This window comes from Aurantiacibacter aquimixticola (assembly GCF_003605475.1).
GTDB classification, from domain to species: domain Bacteria; phylum Pseudomonadota; class Alphaproteobacteria; order Sphingomonadales; family Sphingomonadaceae; genus Alteraurantiacibacter; species Alteraurantiacibacter aquimixticola_B.
In genome coordinates this window covers 1,984,086-2,001,765 of the sequence record NZ_RAHX01000001.1, presented here as the reverse complement: position 1 = coordinate 2,001,765, position 17,680 = coordinate 1,984,086, and the positions used below count along the sequence as shown (strand labels likewise).

15 protein-coding genes and 1 tRNA gene are annotated in these 17,680 nt (G+C 62.6%); 2 read left to right on the top strand and 14 right to left on the bottom strand.

Annotated features, from left to right (window positions below; translation table 11 throughout):
- Position 1: 1 nt before the first annotated feature.
- The gene (locus tag D6201_RS10060; RefSeq protein WP_422664706.1) at positions 2–2,461 is read right to left on the bottom strand and encodes a ligase-associated DNA damage response DEXH box helicase; all 2,460 of its coding nucleotides are present in this window, start codon (positions 2,459–2,461) and stop codon (positions 2–4) included.
- Between the two features lie 310 nt (positions 2,462–2,771).
- Here D6201_RS10060 and D6201_RS10055 point away from each other — a divergent pair, with 310 nt between their 5' ends.
- Entirely contained in the window at positions 2,772–3,548 is a 777-nt protein-coding gene (locus D6201_RS10055; protein ID WP_199798185.1) for a BON domain-containing protein, read from the top strand.
- Positions 3,549–3,603: 55 nt separating this feature from the next.
- Here D6201_RS10055 and D6201_RS10050 read toward each other — a convergent pair whose 3' ends face one another.
- Genes D6201_RS10050 through D6201_RS10035 form a run of 4 tightly spaced genes read right to left on the bottom strand, consistent with a single transcriptional unit; the run spans position 3,604 to position 7,019 of the window.
- On the bottom strand, positions 3,604–4,404 hold the full coding sequence (locus D6201_RS10050) for a DUF2059 domain-containing protein (RefSeq protein WP_120048663.1): 801 nt from the start codon (positions 4,402–4,404) through the stop codon (positions 3,604–3,606).
- Positions 4,405–4,414: 10 nt separating this feature from the next.
- Complete coding sequence (gene pgmG, locus D6201_RS10045) at positions 4,415–5,842, bottom strand: phosphoglucomutase/phosphomannomutase PgmG (RefSeq protein ID WP_120048662.1); 1,428 nt, start codon at positions 5,840–5,842, stop codon at positions 4,415–4,417.
- Between the two features lie 33 nt (positions 5,843–5,875).
- Positions 5,876–6,160 (bottom strand): J domain-containing protein, encoded by a 285-nt coding sequence (locus D6201_RS10040; RefSeq protein ID WP_120048661.1) that lies wholly within the window; start codon positions 6,158–6,160, stop codon positions 5,876–5,878.
- A 1-nt stretch (position 6,161) separates the two neighbouring features.
- Positions 6,162–7,019 carry a division plane positioning ATPase MipZ gene (locus tag D6201_RS10035; RefSeq protein WP_120048660.1) on the bottom strand — a complete coding sequence of 286 codons (858 nt, stop codon included), beginning with the start codon at positions 7,017–7,019 and terminating at the stop codon, positions 6,162–6,164.
- A 53-nt stretch (positions 7,020–7,072) separates the two neighbouring features.
- On the opposite strand from D6201_RS10035, the gene panC reads away from it, so the two are divergent.
- Positions 7,073–7,921 (top strand): pantoate--beta-alanine ligase, encoded by an 849-nt coding sequence (gene panC, locus D6201_RS10030; protein WP_120048659.1) that lies wholly within the window; start codon positions 7,073–7,075, stop codon positions 7,919–7,921.
- Positions 7,922–7,926: 5 nt separating this feature from the next.
- Here the strand turns inward: panC and D6201_RS10025 are convergent.
- The 9 genes from D6201_RS10025 to pepN all read right to left on the bottom strand — a co-directional run bounded on the left by D6201_RS10025 (position 7,927) and on the right by pepN (position 17,644).
- Positions 7,927–8,000, bottom strand: a tRNA-Gly gene (locus D6201_RS10025).
- A 52-nt stretch (positions 8,001–8,052) separates the two neighbouring features.
- Positions 8,053–8,751 carry an OmpA family protein gene (locus D6201_RS10020; RefSeq protein ID WP_165853538.1) on the bottom strand — a complete coding sequence of 233 codons (699 nt, stop codon included), beginning with the start codon at positions 8,749–8,751 and terminating at the stop codon, positions 8,053–8,055.
- 17 nt (positions 8,752–8,768) lie between these two features.
- Entirely contained in the window at positions 8,769–10,673 is a 1,905-nt protein-coding gene (locus tag D6201_RS10015; RefSeq protein ID WP_120048657.1) for a cation:proton antiporter, read from the bottom strand.
- Between the two features lie 72 nt (positions 10,674–10,745).
- Positions 10,746–11,297, bottom strand: coding sequence for an adenine phosphoribosyltransferase (locus tag D6201_RS10010; RefSeq protein ID WP_120048656.1), 552 nt, complete (start codon positions 11,295–11,297; stop codon positions 10,746–10,748).
- A 4-nt stretch (positions 11,298–11,301) separates the two neighbouring features.
- Positions 11,302–12,177: a cytochrome c1 gene (locus D6201_RS10005; RefSeq protein WP_120048655.1), complete on the bottom strand. Its 876-nt coding sequence runs from the start codon at positions 12,175–12,177 to the stop codon at positions 11,302–11,304.
- A 30-nt stretch (positions 12,178–12,207) separates the two neighbouring features.
- A complete protein-coding gene (locus D6201_RS10000; RefSeq protein WP_120048654.1) occupies positions 12,208–13,503 on the bottom strand; it encodes a cytochrome b in 1,296 nt (431 codons plus the stop codon).
- Between the two features lie 19 nt (positions 13,504–13,522).
- Complete coding sequence (petA, locus tag D6201_RS09995) at positions 13,523–14,104, bottom strand: ubiquinol-cytochrome c reductase iron-sulfur subunit (protein WP_120049341.1); 582 nt, start codon at positions 14,102–14,104, stop codon at positions 13,523–13,525.
- A gap of 203 nt (positions 14,105–14,307) precedes the next feature.
- On the bottom strand, positions 14,308–15,018 hold the full coding sequence (gene pgeF, locus D6201_RS09990; protein ID WP_120048653.1) for a peptidoglycan editing factor PgeF: 711 nt from the start codon (positions 15,016–15,018) through the stop codon (positions 14,308–14,310).
- A complete protein-coding gene (pepN, locus tag D6201_RS09985) occupies positions 14,990–17,644 on the bottom strand; it encodes an aminopeptidase N (protein ID WP_120048652.1) in 2,655 nt (884 codons plus the stop codon). Before pepN ends, pgeF begins: the two co-directional genes overlap by 29 nt.
- Positions 17,645–17,680: the final 36 nt, after the last annotated feature.

Sequence of the window (17,680 nt, the reverse complement as noted above, 5' to 3'; positions counted from 1 at the left end):
ATCAATTTGACCTGTCCGACTCCTCCGGCACGCCATCCACCCGCATCGCCGCTCCCGCTAGGCTCTCCGCCTCCAGCAGCAGTTCGTCGTCCTGCGCACCCTGCGGCACACTTTCGCGGCCGATCATTACCATCACCGGCACCGCAAGCGGACTGACCCGATCGAGCTCGACGAAATCGAGCTTTTCCGCGGCTGTATCGAGCAGGTCGCCAAGCCTTCCGATATCAGTCATTCGAGCGCGCGCATCGGCCCAGGCAGCCTCGATCAGGACATGATCCGGTTCGTATTTGCGCAGCACATCGTAGATGAGGTCGGTGCTGAAAGTGACCTGCCGCCCGGTCTTGCGCTTGCCCGGATGCTGGCGCTCGACCAGCCCGCCGATCACCGCGACTTCGCGGAAAGCACGGCGCAGCAGGTGCGAGTCCTGCACCCAGTCGATAAACTCCTCCGTCAGGATATCGGGCGATAGCAGCGGCGCAGGGTCGGTCACCGGTTTCAGGCCCCATACCGCCAGCGAGTAATCGTTCGCCACGAAACCGCCGGGCATCAGCCCCATCTCGTCCATGCGCTTGGTAATCAGCATGCCTAGCGACTGGTTCGCGTTCCAGCCGACGAAGGTGTAATAAACGGTGTAATGCCGCTTGGCGTGGGGGAAGCTCTCGACCAGCAGATTGTCCGGACCCGGCAAATGGCTGCGCCAGTCCTGCACTTCCAGCCATTCGCGCACATCGTCGGGGAAACGCGCCCAGCCCGCGCGGTCGGTCAGCATGGTGCGAACGCGATCGGCCAGATGTGTGGTGAGCGGAAGGCGCAGCCCCCCATAGCTCGGGATCATGGCGGATTTGGCGCTCGCCCGAACGATCAGCTCCATGTCCTTGAGCTGCTCGACCTCGACATTCACGCCGCTGAATTGAAACGTGTCACCGGGCCTCAGCGAGGCGGCAAAGCGTTCTTCCACCTTGCCGAGCGAGCGGCCATTGCGGAACCGAACCTCGAGCATCTCGGCATCGAGGATGATGCCCGCATTCATTCGATGGCGGTGTGCGTGCTCGGGATGGCTCAATCGCCAGAGGCCATCGCCGTCCTTCGTGATGCGCTTGAACTTATCATAAGCGCGCAGCGCGTATCCGCCCGTCGCCACGAATTCGAGCACACGGCCCCAGACGCTTTCATCGACGCCCGCATAGGGCAGGCAGGAGCGTATCTCCCTCAGCAATGCCGCCTCGTCGAATGGTGCGGCGCAGGCGCAGGCCATCACATGTTGAGCAAGTACATCCAGGCCGCCGGGCCGGAAGTCTTCGCCATCGCGCATGCCCTCTTTCACCGCGTCTCGGGCGGCCGTCGCCTCGAGAAACTCGAACCGATTACCGGGGACGAGCAGGGCACGGCTAGGGCTGTCGAGCCGGTGGTTTGCGCGTCCGATCCGCTGCAGTAGGCGGCTCGATCCTTTCGGAGCGCCCATCTGTACGACGAGGTCGATATCGCCCCAATCGACGCCGAGATCGAGGCTGGCCGTGCACACCAGCGCGCGCAATTCGCCTGCCGCCATCGCCGCTTCGACCTTGCGTCGGGCCTCCTTGCTTAGCGAGCCATGATGGATGCCGATCGGCAGATTGTCGTGGTTCGCGTCCCACAGGTGCTGGAAGATGTACTCCGCCAGAAAGCGCGTATTGGTGAAGACGAGCGTCGTCCTGTTCTTCCGGATACGCCCGTAGAGCTGGGGGATGGACCAAGTGGCTGCGTGGCCGCCCCACGGAACGCGTTCTTCGTCGGGCAGCAGGATCTCCACCTGCGGCTCGGCACCCTCCTCGCCGATCACCAGCTCTACCTGATCGATATCGCCCCATGGCGCGACCCAGCCCTGGAAGGCTTCCGGATCCGCAACCGTGGCTGACAGGGCAGCACGCTGCATTGAGGGCGCGATCGCCTGGAGGCGGCTGAGCGACAGGGCGAGCATGTCCCCGCGCTTTTGCGTCGCGAAAGCGTGCACTTCATCCACGACAACGCGCTTCAGTCCTGCGAACAGGTCGAAGCTTTCGGGATAGCTCAGCAGGAGGGAGAGGCTTTCCGGCGTCGTCAGCAGCACATTGGGCGGCTTGCTGCGCTGCCTGCGCTTCTTGTCCGACGACGTGTCGCCGCTGCGGGTCTCGACACGAATGTCGAGGCCCATTTCCTCGACGGGAGTGACGAGATTGCGCTGCACATCGTGCGCCAGCGCCTTCAATGGCGAGATGTAGAGTGTGTGGAGCCCTTCGGGCCGCGCGCCATCGGCAATGCGGGACGGCGTGAACGCGGCAAGCGTCGGCAGGAAGCCCGCCAGCGTCTTGCCAGCCCCGGTATCGGCGACGAGCATCGCGTGCTTGCCAGCATCGCTGGCTGCCAGCATCTCCGCCTGATGACGCCGCACGCGCCAGCCGCGGCCGGAGAACCAGTCCGCGATCTCGGGCGGCACAGCGCTCACCAGGCCGTTGCCAGGGCAGGGTGTGACAGGTGTGACACTGTCCTGAAACGAAAAAGGCCGGGCGTGTTTCCGCGGATTCGTCGACGGATGGAGAAGGGCGTGAGAATGGACATGGCGATCCCTTCGCAGAGCGCGGCTGCGTAGGAAAGCAGGCTGTCTGTCGCCGATCAGCCGAAGCGTGAACCAGCCGCGCCGCGTTGTGGACCGGCAGGCGGGCTCAACCGTTCTCACAATATACCGCGCCAATGGGGCGCATCGCCGGGCCTCCCAACGCACACAGGCGACACTCTCAAACGCAGGAGCCACACTTATGCCAAACCGTTACAACCAATCGAACGAAAGCAATCGCTATTACGACGACGATCGCGGCTATGGCCGCCAGCAGGAGCAGTTAGAGCAGCGCTCGTCCTCGCAATATGGCGAGAGCATGTATCGCGAGCGCGACGATGAATACTCCGACCGGTTCGACCGCGACTTCCAGCGCGGACGCGGTCGCCGCAAGACGGCGATGCCCTCACGCGCGCGCAGCGATTACAACCCGCTCGACCAGTATGACCGCGATGCCACGGGCTTCGAACGATCGGGCGAACGCGCCAATCACGGCTATTTCCGAGGCGACTCTTATGGTGGACAGGAGCCGCTCGCCGGTCCCGAGCAGATGACCGGCGGCGGCAGTTTCTGGCCGCAGGATACGTATTCGCGTCGCAGCACTAATCGCGATGAACGTGGCTTTTTCGACAAGGCCGGTGACGAAATTGCTAGCTGGTTTGGCGACGAAGACGCAGAACGTCGCCGGGAAATGGACAATCGCGGTCGTGGGCCTAGCAATTACAGGCGTTCGGACGAGCGTATTCTGGAAGACTCGTGTGACCGGCTGACCGATGATCGCGGCGTGGACGCAACGGACATTCAGGTGACCGTCTCCGACCGTGAAGTGACGCTCGACGGCAAGGTCAATACGCGCTGGGAGAAGCGCCGTGCGGAAGACTGCATCTACGATGTGTCGGGAGTCGATCACGTGCAGAACAACCTGCGCCTGCATCAGACCGATATGCGGTCCGGCAAGGAGCAGATCAGCGAATCCTGATCGGTTATATCACCCAAAATGAAAAGGCCCGCAGCGATGCGGGCCTTTTTCTGTCCTATATTCCCGTTGGCGGGAGAATCACGTCGCCAAGCTGGGCGGGTTTGACGCCGAGGAGCCTGGCCGCCCTCGCGCGCTCGGAAGCCGTGAGGTCGTCCACACCGCGTTCGGCAGGCAGAGATGCCATCGCCGCGGCGATGTCGGCTTCCATATTGGCGAAACTGCCGAGCATTGCAGGCATCGCTTCCATGCTTGCCGACATGACACGCGGATCGGCAAACAGCGCCATGGATTCTGGAGCGTAAACCTGCCCAGTCGGCGTTGCGAAGAATACCGCGATATCGGCCAGCTGATCGGCGGTGAAGCGCGCGGCATAGGCTTTCGACAGCCCTTCACGCATCGGCTCTTCGATGACGTCGAACATCCCGTACATGCTGCCCATCAGCGCGTCCATCATCACCGACCCGCGCTCTTCATATGCGGGATCGAGCATGGTCATCAGTTCGCGTCGTTCGTTTTCGGACATGGCGTTGAACACCTGTTCGTCCACATCGATCCGCGACATAAGAATGACTTCCGGACTGCCGATGAGGCCCAACATGGGCGCCATCGTATTCTGCATCACTTCCCGCATCATCTCGGCATAGGAGCCTTCGGGGATCATCGCCCCGACGACTTGCTGCGCAGCCGGCAGGCGAGCCTGCTGTTCGGCGGTCAGCGGCTCGGACTGGAACAGCTCCGCCATCATCTCGCCGACCACCGCCATGTCGTCTTCGCTGACGGTTTGCGCGTCCTGCGCCATCACGGGTTGCGAAACGGCGAGCCCGAAGGCTGCCAGCGGTGCAAAAACAATTTTCATGATTTTCCTCTCAATGCCCTACGCTCTCGCCGCGTTCGAGGCCGCTTAGCGCCAGTTGTTCGTCGATCTGTGCCATCAAGCGCTCCAGACCTGCCTCGCTTTCGCTTTCCGCGCGCGCGACCAGCACATCCTGCGTGTTCGAGGCGCGCAGCAGCCACCAGCCATCGGGCGTATTTACCCGAACGCCGTCGGTCGCGTTCACTTCGACGCCCTCGGGCACGTTATCGCCGGTCATGCGCGCCTTCACCTCCTCGATGGCGGCGAATTTACGGCTTTCATCCACCTGAAAGCGCATTTCCGGCGTGTTGAGCATGGCAGGCATTTCACCGCGAAGCTGCGTCACCGATTTTCCAAGCCTAGCCGAGGCAGCAATCAGTCGCACGCCTGCGTAAAGCGCATCGTCGAAACCGTGATACTCGTCGGCGAAAAAGACGTGACCGCTCATTTCGCCCGCCAGCGGCGAAGAAACTTCCTTCATTTTGGACTTAATCAGCGAATGGCCGGTCTTCCACATCAGCGGCTTCCCACCGTGCTGTTCCACATGATCGAACAGCGCGCGGCTCGCCTTCACATCGGCGATAATGGTCGAATTAGGTAGTTTCCCTAGGAGGTCCTCAGCGTAGATCATCAGTAGTTGATCCCCCCATATAACGCGGCCTTCGCCGTCGATCGCGCCGATCCGGTCGCCATCGCCATCGAAGGCAATTCCGAAGTCGCAGGACTTCTCGGCGACCAGGGCCTTCAGGTCCGCAAGGTTTGCCTCGACAGTGGGATCAGGATGATGGTTGGGAAAGTTTCCGTCGACTTCGGTAAAGAGGAGATGGTGCGTGCCGGGAAGCCGCGCAGCCAGCTTTTCGAGCACGGGGCCCGCCGCGCCATTGCCGGCGTCCCACGCCACCGTGAGGCCCTCCAGGGCGCTCGGTTCGATACTGTCCAGCGCGGCGAGCATGCGAGCAACGTATTCGTCCTCGATCTCTATCGTCTCGACACTACCGGCGCCGTCTATCCACTCTCCGGCAGCGCCGATCTCGCCGAGCCGCTGGATATCGGCCCCGAAGAACGGACGCCCGCGAAATACCATTTTGAAGCCGTTGTAATTGGCGGGATTGTGGCTGCCAGTTATCTGAATGCCGCCATCCACCTCTTCGGCTGACGCTTCGGCGTAATACAGCATGGGGGTCGCGCCCATCCCGATGCGGCGCACATTGCAGCCGCTCGCGGTGAGTCCTTCGATCAGCGCACTTTCCAGGATGGGGGAACTGACGCGGCCATCGTAACCCACGGCAACCAGCGGCACCGCGCCATCGCCGAGATCGCGTGCCAGCAGCGTGCCGAAACCGCGGCCGATGGCGCGGGCATCGTCGGGGCCGAGCGTCTCTCCGATGATGCCGCGAATATCATATTCGCGAAGGACGGTGGGGTGGAAATCGTGGCTCATGCTTTGCGGACCTTTCTCTGGCCCGGCGGTAGCTTAGCGCACTTCGCGGGGCAACTCGTCCAGCAGCAGATCGCGCGCGGCGTTCGCTTCATGCACTTGGTCGCTCGAACCGCCACGATCGGGATGCACCACGGCGATCAGCCGCTTATGCGCAGCCATGATCTCCGCGCGATTTGCGCCTGCTTCGACACCGAGCAGTCGACGAGCACGGAAGATCGCCTGATTGCGAGTGGATACCTTGGGTTGCCACGGCCAGCGGCCGGTGATCCAGCGAAAGGCGAGCAGTCCGAGGCCGGCAAGGACGATTAGGCGCATCATCTCAGGCGGGTTCGTGCGCGGGCGCGGTGGCCGGAAGATCGGCGCGAGGCACCTCGCCGTCACGCTTGGGCATGGGCAGGCGCAAGTTCTGCACCAGATTGCGCAATTCCTGCCGCGCGACAAGATGGCTGGTTCCCAGTTCGCCCAGATGCCCCTTGTCGAGCAGAGTCAGGCCGGACGGGAAAAGCTCGCGATAGATGACGCGCTCCGACAGGCCCTGGACCGCGCGGAAACCGACCCGCTTGGACAGTTCGGTCAGTGCCTGGTCGATGCGGCGCTGATTGCGGGCATCGGTGTAGCCGGTGCGGTTGCGAACCACGACCCAGTCCATCTCGCGCCTGCTTTCCTCCAGCTGAACCCGGCTGCGCTTGATGCGGGCTTCCCAGATCAGTTCGGCATAGAAAGAGAGCTTGCGCACCTTGAAGGTCTCGGCATCGACTTGCCCGATCAGGTCGAAATCGACGAAACTGTCATTCATCGGCGTCACCAGCGTGTCCGCACTTGCGGCGACATGGCGGGCAAAGCGATCGTCGCGCCCCGGCGTGTCGAATACGATGAAGTCCGCGCCTTCGCCGATGCGGGCAGCTTCTGCCTCCAGGCTCTCGATCGTGTCGCCGTGACATGTGTCGAACACCGGGCCGGGCAAGGTCGCGCCGCGCCGCGTCTGCGTATCGCTGCGGTTCTCGCAATAACGGAAGAAGGTCGCCTGCCGCGTGTCGAGATCGAGCGCGGCCACCGTCGCGCCCTGATAAGCCAGCGCCACGGCGACATGCACGGCCGTCGTCGACTTTCCGGTGCCGCCCTTTTCATTGGCGAAGACGATGCGGTGCGGCGTGGTCAAAAGCTGGCTTTCTCTCATAGGGTGAGGCAATGCGCCCCGGACGCCGTTAACAATAGGGAAGGCATGAACCCTTGCAAACCGTCACGACAATCGACGCCCTGCGCGAAGCTGTGGAAGAGTTGCGCGCCGATGGCGGCACGGTGGCGCTGGTGCCGACGATGGGCGCTTTGCATGACGGGCATCTGACCCTGATACGAGAGGCGATGAAGCAGGCGGACGACGTTATCGCCTCGATCTACGTCAATCCGCGGCAATTCGGCGAGGGCGAAGATCTGGATGCCTATCCGCGACCCCTGGCGGAGGACACCGCGAAGCTCGACCGCGAGGGCGTGGAACTGCTGTGGGCGCCCGATGGCGCGGCGATGTACCCTGCGGGCTATGCCACGAATATCAGCGTTTCGGGCGTAAGCGGCGGGCTATGCGGATCGGACAGGCCCAGCCATTTCGACGGCGTGGCGACGGTTGTGTGCAAGCTCTTCAACCAGGTGCGGCCGGACATGGCATTTTTCGGCGAAAAGGACTGGCAGCAGCTTGCCGTCATCCGCCGCATGGCGCGCGATCTCGACCTGTCCTTTCCGCGCGCCGAGGCGATCCTTGCTGTGCCGACCGTGCGCGAGCCGGACGGTCTCGCGATGAGCAGCCGCAATGCGTATCTGTCACCCGAACAGCGCGCAGCGGCCGCCACTCTCCCCCGCGCGATGGAGGAGGCGATCGCGCGCATTCGCGATGGGCAGGAAGTCCATCCGACCCTCGGCATGCTGGAGGACGAATTGCTCGGTGCCGGTTTTGCGCAGGTCGATTACGCGCAATTGCGTGATGCCGATACACTGGAACGGCTCGATACCGATAACGGCAATTCCCGCCTTTTCGTGGCCGCGCGGATCGGCGGGACGCGCCTGATCGACAATATGGAGGTGTAAGTTTCTGGAGCGGGTAAGGGGAATCGAACCCCTCTAGCCAGCTTGGAAGGCTGGAGCATTACCACTATGCTATACCCGCACTCCAATGCCGCGATTGCCACCGGCGGGGCGGCTACGTCAAGCGAAGATCGTCAGTCGCGAAAAGGGCGCGAAGTGCGCGCCGCGCTGGGGCGCGCCGTCGGGCGCGCTTGTGCATCACCGCCTGTCGCATCGCTCTGCCTATCGTCCTGCGCGCCTCCCTCCGGCTCAATCGTGAGTTCGACGCGGCGGTTCTCCCGACGGCCTTCCTCATTAGCGGAGCCATCGGGCAGCGCATTCGGCGCGATGGGGTTCTGTTCTCCGAAGGCGATCACTTTGATCCGGTCATCATCCACGCCGCGTTCGACGAGCCAGGCAGCGACCGCTTCGGCGCGAGCGCGCGAGGCGCGCAGATTCGCCTGATCGTTACCGGACGAATCGGTATGGCCGCGCAGAATTACCTGCCAGTCCTCTTCTTCGAGCGCGCGCGAGCCGATGACGCCGGCCAGCATGCGCTCGGCATCGCCCCCGATATCCGCACCGTCGGGAAACGGGATGACGAGCTCGATGGGCTGCGCGGGCAGGACCGTGTCCTGTTCCGGCGCGGTCTCGTCCCGCAGGATGGATTGTACGGGCGTCGCGCTCGGGCTTGGAGTGGTCTCGGCATCGGGCGATGCAGTCTCGCTCGGCGTAGCGGTAGGCGCGGGCTCCTCCGCATCACTGTCTCGGCGCACATCGCATGCCGCCAAAGCGAGTGCCGATGCGCCAAGCGCTGCTAAGGTTAGCGCGCGTATAGCAAGACGATTGGTCATGGGGTGGTCTCTCGTCCTCATGCGGGCTCCGGCTTGGGGCCGCCCTTTGATTGGTTGCGCGTCGCATTGCGCTCCGCGTTCTTCGCCGCCTTCTCCTCGCTTTGCGCACGCGGCGGCGAGAAGGAGATGATCTGGTCGCCCGGCTGCGGTTCCGGTGCGGCAGCGTGAGTGAAGAATTTCAACTCGCCGCTCGGCTTGATCAGCAGCAGCATGTTCGCCGCCTCCGGCAAGCTTTCGCGCGCATCGTCCATATCGAACTGCTCGGACAGCTTGGTGCGGCGGAAGACCCAGCCTTCCTGCTGGCGCTGCTGTACGTCGTCCACCCCGAAGCCGGAGGCAAAGAGCGCACGTCCGCGTAGCGATGCGGGGATCTGGCGGTGGTCGTCATCGTCCGCACCTTCGCCCAGCTGATAGACCTTGTCCGTGCCGATCTCCGGCGCGAATTCCGAACAGACGAGCGCATTGTATGCCTCGTTATCGGTGGCGGCGACCAGCGACTGGAACGGCGTCAGATCGAGATTGTGTTCGGTCGCCTCGTTCAGGATTTCGCCATGATAGGTCGGCAGGCCGCGCGTCCTCGCACGCTTCAGGCGTTGCCACGAAGAATCGACGATCATCACCGGCGTGTCGGTCTTCTGAAGGACTTCGGCAAGGCCGACGGTCCAAGGTGTCGATCCCGCCATAAGAAGCCCAGGACGCTCCGCACCCTTCACCTTGAGAAGACGGGCGACGATGTCGACCGAGAAACCGTGCGCGACGATCGTCGCCACGACCACGGCAAAGCTCAGGCCGATCAGGATCGAACCGTCGGCATAGCCAAGATCCGACAATCGCAGCGCGAAAAGGCCGCTGATGGCGACGAGCACGATGCCGCGCGGAGCGATCCAGGCAAGGAACAGGCGCTCGTTCCAGGGGACCGAACTTCCAAGCAGCGAAAGCAGGATCGTCGCCGGTCGCACCATGAAAAGAAGCGCCAGAAGGAACAGATACAGCCGCAGCCCTTCGACCTCGAACGGGTTGAGGTAGGTCAGCTCGCTAAGATCGAGCGAGGCCGACAGCAAGATAAAGATGCCCGACACGAGCAGGACGGCGATGTTCTGCTTGAACGGATGGATGCTGCGAAGGCTCGACACGTGCATGTTGGCGAGCGCAATGCCCATGACGGTGACCGCGACCAGCCCGGCTTCATGCTCGATCTTGTTGCAGACAACGAAGACGCCGACGACGAGAACCAGCAGCACCGGCACTTTGAGATATTCGGGCACGAGGCCGCGGGGAAAACTCCAGGCGACCAGCTTTGCCGCAGCATAGCCGATTACGCCGGACAGGGCGCCCGCGATAGCGATCTGCGGCACGACCTCGAACGCGGTTCCGCCATCCACGGTGGCGCGGAAATATTCATAGGCGACCACGGCGCACAGCGCGCCGATGGGATCGTTGACGATGGCTTCCCATTTCAGCAAGGCCGCGGGGCGTTGCTGCACTGCCGACTGGCGCAGGAGTGGAAGGACGACCGTAGGCCCGGTCACCACGAGGATGCCTGCGAACAGGATCGCCACGGGAAGGACGAGTCCGGCGATATAATAGCAGGCCAGCGTTCCGAAGATCCAGCCCAGCGGAACGCCGAGGAAAACGAGGCGCCAGACGCCTTCGCCGTATTTCTTGAGCTCGCGGTAATCGAGACTGAGCCCGCCTTCAAACAGGATGATGGCGACACCGATGCCGACCATCGGTTCGAGCAGGTCTCCGAATGCGGCTTCGGGATCGAGCAGGGGGTAGCCGAAATAGCCGAGCACCGGCCCGGCAAGGAAACCGGCCGCGAGCATGAGCACGATGGCGGGCCATCCCGTGCGCCAGGCCAGCCATTGGGCACCGATGCCGAGCACGCCGACCAATGCGATTGTAAGCGCCTGAGTTTCCATGATCCTCCCGTTATCCTGTCCTGCTATACGCCAAATGCGCGTGGACGCGAACCTTTCCCACTTGCCTGCGGATCAATGGCCCTCGAACGCAATAAGCGCATGCGCCTCGACGCCCTCTGCCGAGAGTGCCCCACGCCCGGGCAGATCTGGCAGATCGATGACGAACAGCGCTTGCTCGACCACCGCACCGGCACGGCGCAGCAGTCTGGCCCCGGCCACTGCCGTGCCGCCGGTCGCCAACAGATCGTCGACAAGCAGCACGCGCGCGCCGTCGACGATCAGCGTCGGATCGAGTTCGAGCCGCGCTTCGCCGTATTCGAGCTGATAGTCCTCGCCGATCGTGTCGACGGGCAGTTTGCCTGGCTTGCGCAGAGGGACGAAGCCGCATCCCACTTCGACCGCGAGCGCGCTGCCGAAGATGAAGCCACGCGCTTCGATCCCGGCGATGACATCGCACGGATGGCAGGCCGCGAGCTCGGCCAGTCCGTGTGTCGCAGCACGCAGCCCGTATGCATCGGCCAGCAGCGTGGTGATGTCTCGAAACTGGATGCCCGGCTTCGGAAAATCGGGAATGGTTCGGATTAGCGGCCGCACCGCGTCCGCTGCGGACGTGGCGGCACTCACCCGATCAGTCGCGCCGGGTCGGCTTGACCCCGGACCAGACCTGTTTCTTGGCGAACCAGGCGAGGATCGTCGCGAAGAGCGTGAAGGCGATGACCCACCATCCGGTCTGCTTGCGCACGATCATCCTGGGTTCTGCCGTCCAGGTAAGGAAAGCGGCCACGTCCGCGGACATCTGCGGAATCGTCGCTTCCGTGCCATCGGCATATGTGACTTGACCCGTCGTCGTCAGCGGCGGCGCCATCGCGATGTTGAGGTTCTCGAAATACGGATTGAAATACAGACCCGTGCCAGGCATCGAACCCGGCGCGGCCTCGGCAAAGACAGCACCATCTTCATTCCGATACGTGGTCGGATCGGCATAACCGGCCAGCAGCGAATAGACGTAGTTCGAGCCGTTGTTGCGCGCCTTGGTTATCAGCGAGAGGTTGGGCGGGATCGCGTTGTTGTTCGCCGCAGCAGCCGCCACATTGTTGGGATAGGGCGAAGGGAAATAGTCGGTCGCGGTGGCCGGGCGCATCGTCGCCTCACCGGTGTTTGGATCGACGCCCGGCACCTGCCAGGTCGCGGCTTCGGCTTTTACCTGTGCTTCGGAATAGCCGAGTTCGGCAAGATTGCGGAACGCGACGTAATCCATCGCATGGCAGGCCGCGCACACTTCCTTATAGACCTGATACCCGCGCTGGAGCTGGGCGACATCCCATGTCCCGAAAGCTCCATCGAACTGGAAACCTCCGGCGGGCTGCACCGGCTCTTTGTGGAAGGCATAATAGGCGGGCTTTTCGGCCGGCTCGGTCGCGGCGGTGTAGGCGCCGACCGCGAAAGAGATCATCACCACGAAGGTGAAGCCGAGGCCGACGAGAATACCAACAAGGCGGATCATGATTTCGTTATTCCCCTAATCCGGTCCGGCTCAGACGGCTACCGGTTCGGCGTTCTCGCCCAACACCGCTTTCTTGTCCGACCCCAGCACCGCTTCGGTGATGGAATAGGGAAGCGGGTCCGGACGCTCGATCGACGACACGATCGGCAGGATCACCAGGAAGTGAAGGAAGTAGTAGGCGGTCGCGATCTGGCTCAACATTACCCACGGTTCTTCGGCCGGCGCTCCGCCACAGACGAACAGGATCGCCATGCAGGGAATGAGGCCGAACCAGAAGAACTTGCGGAACAGCGGGCGATAATGGCCAGAACGCACCGGGCCCTTATCCAACCAGGGCAGGAAGAACCACACAAGGATCGAGCTGAACATCGCGAGCACGCCCCAGAGCTTCGCCGGCAGGATGAAGTCGAAGGTGAAGGCGCGCAGGATCGCATAGAAGGGATAGAAATACCATTCTGGCACGATGTGTGCGGGCGTCGATAGCGGGTTCGCCGGGATGTAATTGTCCGCATGGCCGAGCACGTTTGGCAGGAAGAACACGAAAGCGAAGAACAGCAACAGGAAGATGCCGAGTCCGAAGCCGTCCTTCGCCGTGTAATACGGGTGGAACGGCAAGGTGTCGCTTTCCTGCTTCACTTCCACACCAGTCGGGTTGCTCGAACCCGGAATGTGCAGCGCCCAGATGTGCAGGATGACGCAGCCCGCGATCACGAAGGGCAGCAGATAGTGGAGGCTGAAAAACCGGTTCAGCGCGGCGTTGTCCGGTGCGAAACCGCCCAGGATCCAAACCTGCAGCGGCTCACCCACCAAGGGAATGGCGCTGAAAAGGCCCGTAATAACCTGTGCACCCCAGAAGCTCATCTGACCCCAGGGCAGAACATAGCCCATGAAGGCGGTCGCCATCATCAGCAGGAAGATCGTGACGCCCAGCAGCCAGATCATTTCGCGCGGCGGCTTGTACGATGCGTAGAAAAGCCCGCGGAAGATGTGGATGTAGATAACGAGGAAGAAGAAGCTTGCGCCATTCGCATGGACATAGCGCATCAGCCAGCCCCAGTTGACGTCGCGCATGATGTGCTCGACCGAGGCGAAGGCGATTTCGGCATTGGCGGCGTAATGCATACCGAGAACGACGCCAGTCACGATCTGCAGGACGAGGCAGAACCCCGCAAGCACGCCGAAATTCCAGAAATAGGACAGGTTGCGCGGGACCGGGTAACCGGCACCTACGGCATTGTAGACGAGGCGTGGCACCGGCAGCTTCTCGTCGAGAAACTTGGTGAAGCCGTTCGCCGGCTGATATTCTCTGGCCCAGGGAAAACTCATATCAGGTCTCTTGCTAGTCCTATCCGATCAGGATCGTCGTATCGGAAGTAAACTGGTATTCCGGCACCACCAGGTTGGTCGGCGCCGGGCCTTTGCGAATGCGCGCTGCGGTGTCGTAATGCGAACCGTGGCACGGGCAGAAATACCCGTTATATTCGCCCTTGTTCTCACCTTCGGCAGCGCCCAGCGGCACACAGCCCAAATGGGTGCAGACACCCATGACGACCAATACGTCTTCATGTCCCTCTTGCGTGCGATCGGCGAGCGATTCCGCGTCGCGTAGAGAACCGGTCGGCACGGCATTCGCTTCAGCGATTTCCTCGCTCGTCAGGCGACGGACGAAGACCGGCTGCTTGCGGAAGGTGGCCTTGATCGCCTGCCCCGCTTCGAGCGACGAAAGGTCGAGCTCGGTCGTGCTTTCGGCCAGCACGTCCGCCGACGGGGCCATCTGGCTTACGAGCGGATAGACCATGATGAGGCCACCCACGCCGGCGGCCGATACCGCGGCGACTTCAAGAAAGTCGCGGCGGCGCACGCCGTCTTCCGTGGTGGTTTCGGCGACCGGTTCATTCGAGTCGGGGGAGCCCGTGGTCGTTGCCATGTCCTTGCCTTGCCTATCGAAGCCGGAAGCCGCCTCGACAGGCGGATCGCAGCCGGATTGATGCATTCTCGCGCCCCGGAAATCGCCCGTGAAGTGCGGGCATGGCAGCGCAGCTTGGCGCGCCAATAGACCAGCTTGCCTGCCGTGCCAACCCGCCTTTTCGCCCTAATCCGGCACCTGCTCTTGCAGTTTTTGCAACGCGGTTATCCGGGAAGCGCGATCAGGGAGAACTGGCGGCCCGTCCTGTCCTCCCCCCGATGCGTGGCGCGGCGGTAGGAGTGAAAGCGATCTTCGCTGGCATAAGTGTCGAGGCCGAGATCGTCGACCGCCGCAAGTTGCAATTCTTCGAGGCGATGCCGAACATAGGCAGGCAGATCGAACTGATACTTCCCCGGCTCGCCGCGCTCGAAGAAGCGCGCATCGCGTGCGTCGAATCGTTCTGCGAAATCCTCATCGACCTCGTAACTTGATTGCGCAATCGTTGGTCCAATGGCTGCCCGTATATTCGCGCGCTCGGCGCCGAGCGTCTCCATCTGCTTCACCGTGGCTTCCAGCACCCCGCCTTGCGCGCCCCGCCACCCGGCATGGGCTGCGCCTACCACACCCGCCTCTCTGTCCGCAAAAAGCACGGGCGCGCAGTCGGCCGTTACGATTCCAAGCAGGAGACCCGGCGTGGCGGTTGCCATGGCATCGGCTTCCGGCCGTGGGGCACCGACGAAGGGCGCGTCCACGCTCAGCGCGGTGGCCGAATGCACCTGCTTCACCAGCACGAGTTGCGCACCGGGCGAAATGCGCGCTGGATCGGGCTCGGCCGTGGAGGCGATCCCGGTCAGGAAGCCGTGCGGAACGCCGCCTAGCGCCTCGCTGCGGATGATCGCGCGCGGATTATCCAAGGCTGCGGCTAACTTGTTCATGCGTGTCACTCGAAAGCCCGGGCGCGGCAGCGAGACGTTCGAGCTGCTCCTTCATCAAGGCCGAACGTTTCGGCTCGATCCGCCGCCAGCGCCCCAGAGGCGGCACGAAACGCGATGCCGTCTGCGGATTGATCGGATCCAGCGCCAGGATCAGGTCAGCGATCATACGATAGCCCTCGCCGTCCGCTGCATGGAATGCGTGCGGACTATATGCCATCGCCATGTAGAGCGAGCGCACGCGATTGGGGTTTTTGAGCGTGAAATCCTGATGATCGGCCAGCGCTTTCACATGTTCGAGCGCAGCGGGATGCATGGAACTTGCCTGCAGCGCGAACCACTTGTCGATGACCAGCGGATTGCCCTGGAAGCGATTGTAGAAGTCTATCAGCGCATTGGTCCGTTCGATGCCCGACAAGCCGCAAAGTACCATCAATGCGCCCTGCCGGTCAGTCATGTTATCGGCCTGTTCGTACTGCGACCACGCGCGCCGGCGCGCCACGTCGGGATTGCCGGCAGCGAGATAGATGAGCGCCTGCGTCTTCACCTTCCGCGCGCCCTTTGCGGCAGCATCCATGCCGAAAGGCACGGCGCCGGCGCGTTCGTGTAGATTCAGAAATTCGCTCTCCAGCGCGCGGGCGATCGCACCGCGCAATGCCTGCCGTTCGGAATGGATCGCTGCCGGATCAGCCACCAGCATCGTTTCGGCCAGGTATGTCTCACTGGGCAGGACGAGCAGTTCGCCCCGCATCAACTCATCCAGGCTGTCGTCGGCCAGCACGGAGGCGAATGCGCTGGTGATGGCTTCCTCGCCATCCCGCTTCGCAGCTTCTTCCAATTGGCCCGAAACGGCAGCCTTTAGGTGACTTACGACAAGATCCTGCAGCGCCTCGTAGCGCGCAAAGGGATCGTCGTCATGCGCGGCAAGGAAGACCAGATCGTCCTGCGAAATTTCGCGTTCGATGGTCACGGGCGCGGAAAAGCCACGATTGATGCTGAGCACCGGAAGCGAAGAGATGCTGTCGAAGCTGAAGCTTTCTTGAGCTTTGGTGAGCGTAACCAGCTGTTCACCATCGTGTTGCCCGCTCTCGCGATCGAACAGCGCGATCCTGAGCGGAATGGGCATCGGCGCCTTATCGGGCTGGCCCGGCGTCGGTGGGACATCCTGTTTGAGATGCAAAATCGCCCTATCGCCGCGATGCTCCATGCGAACACCGATCTTCGGGGTGCCGGCCTGGCTGTACCAGAGGCGGAACTGCGTGAGGTCTAGCCCTGCACCATCCTCCATCGCGGTGACGAAATCCTCGCAGGTCGCCGCCTCGCCATCATGGCGATCGAAATAGAGGTCGGTGCCTTTCCGGAAGGCATCTCCACCGGCCATCGTACGCATCATACGGATGACCTCGGCACCTTTGTTATACACCGTAGCGGTGTAGAAATTGCTGATCTCGCGATAGCTGTCGGGACGGATCGGGTGGGCGAGCGGGCCGCTATCCTCCGGGAATTGCGCCCCGCGCAATATGCGCACGTCCTCGATCCGCTTGACAGGCTCGCTTCCCATGTCCTGGCTGAAAAGCTGGTCCCGCAGAACGGTGAAACCTTCCTTCAGGCTAAGCTGGAACCAGTCGCGGCAGGTGATGCGATTGCCCGACCAATTGTGGAAATACTCATGCGCGATGACGCCTTCGACGCCGTCGAAATCGCCGTCGGTCGCGGTCTCCGCGTCCGCCAGCACGTATTTCGTGTTGAAGACGTTGAGGCCCTTATTCTCCATCGCGCCCATGTTGAAATCGCTGACGGCGACGATGTTGTAGAGGTTGAGATCGTATTCGCGCCCGAACGTCTGCTCGTCCCAGCGCATGGACCTCTTGAGCGATTCCATGGCGTGACCGGTTCGGTTCTCATCGCCTTCGCGCACCCAGATGTTCAGCGCGACCTCGCGGCCCGACATCGTGGTGAAGCTGTCGGAATTGGCGACCAGATCGCCCGCGACAAGAGCGAAGAGATACGATGGTTTGGGCCATGGATCGTGCCACTGGGCCCAGTGCGTGCCTTCCTCGCCATCGCCCTGCGCCTCGAGATTGCCGTTGCTCAGCAGGACCGGAAATTGCGCCTTCGGCCCGCTCATCCGCACACGATAAGTCGAAAGCACATCCGGCCTGTCAGGGAAGAAAGTGATGCGGCGGAAGCCCTCCGCCTCGCATTGCGTGCACAGCATCCCATTCGAGGCGAAAAGACCCATTAACTTGGTGTTGGCGGACGGGTCGATTGCGGTCGCGATCTCGATTTCGTGCGCATCGCCCGAAAGTGGCAGGATCAGGTCGCTGCCATCCATGTGCCAGTCGTTCGACACTTCGCCATCCACCTTGATGCTCAACGGTTCGATATCGTCGCCGTTGAGGCGGATCGTGTCCGAAGCATCGGCCTCGGCATTGCGCGCGACGGTCAGCCTTGCAGTTATCCGCGTCGCTTCGAGTCCAAGATCAAAGTCCAGAGCGACGTCGGGCACCAGCCACGGATACGGGCGGTAATCCTCGCGCCGAATCGTGGCGGGATCGTGCGGTTCTGGCGCGGCATCGGCAAGATGCTGGTTGCCGTCGGGCGTGGCGGGTGTGCGGGCGATATCCATGGCGGCTTGCGTAATTCCTTGGCGATGAGCGTCCAA

What these genes read in the sequence shown, in the direction of transcription:
- D6201_RS10055 (WP_199798185.1), top strand. Translation starts at nt 2,772, where the DNA reads ATGCCAAACCGTTACAACCAATCGAACGAAAGCAATCGCTATTACGAC.
- D6201_RS10050 (WP_120048663.1), bottom strand. Translation starts at nt 4,404, where the DNA reads ATGAAAATTGTTTTTGCACCGCTGGCAGCCTTCGGGCTCGCCGTTTCG.
- pgmG (WP_120048662.1), bottom strand. Translation starts at nt 5,842, where the DNA reads ATGAGCCACGATTTCCACCCCACCGTCCTTCGCGAATATGATATTCGC.
- D6201_RS10040 (WP_120048661.1), bottom strand. Translation starts at nt 6,160, where the DNA reads ATGATGCGCCTAATCGTCCTTGCCGGCCTCGGACTGCTCGCCTTTCGC.
- D6201_RS10035 (WP_120048660.1), bottom strand. Translation starts at nt 7,019, where the DNA reads ATGAGAGAAAGCCAGCTTTTGACCACGCCGCACCGCATCGTCTTCGCC.
- D6201_RS10020 (WP_165853538.1), bottom strand. Translation starts at nt 8,751, where the DNA reads ATGACCAATCGTCTTGCTATACGCGCGCTAACCTTAGCAGCGCTTGGC.
- D6201_RS10015 (WP_120048657.1), bottom strand. Translation starts at nt 10,673, where the DNA reads ATGGAAACTCAGGCGCTTACAATCGCATTGGTCGGCGTGCTCGGCATC.
- D6201_RS10005 (WP_120048655.1), bottom strand. Translation starts at nt 12,177, where the DNA reads ATGATCCGCCTTGTTGGTATTCTCGTCGGCCTCGGCTTCACCTTCGTG.
- D6201_RS10000 (WP_120048654.1), bottom strand. Translation starts at nt 13,503, where the DNA reads ATGAGTTTTCCCTGGGCCAGAGAATATCAGCCGGCGAACGGCTTCACC.
- petA (WP_120049341.1), bottom strand. Translation starts at nt 14,104, where the DNA reads ATGGCAACGACCACGGGCTCCCCCGACTCGAATGAACCGGTCGCCGAA.
- pgeF (WP_120048653.1), bottom strand. Translation starts at nt 15,018, where the DNA reads ATGAACAAGTTAGCCGCAGCCTTGGATAATCCGCGCGCGATCATCCGC.
- pepN (WP_120048652.1), bottom strand. Translation starts at nt 17,644, where the DNA reads ATGGATATCGCCCGCACACCCGCCACGCCCGACGGCAACCAGCATCTT.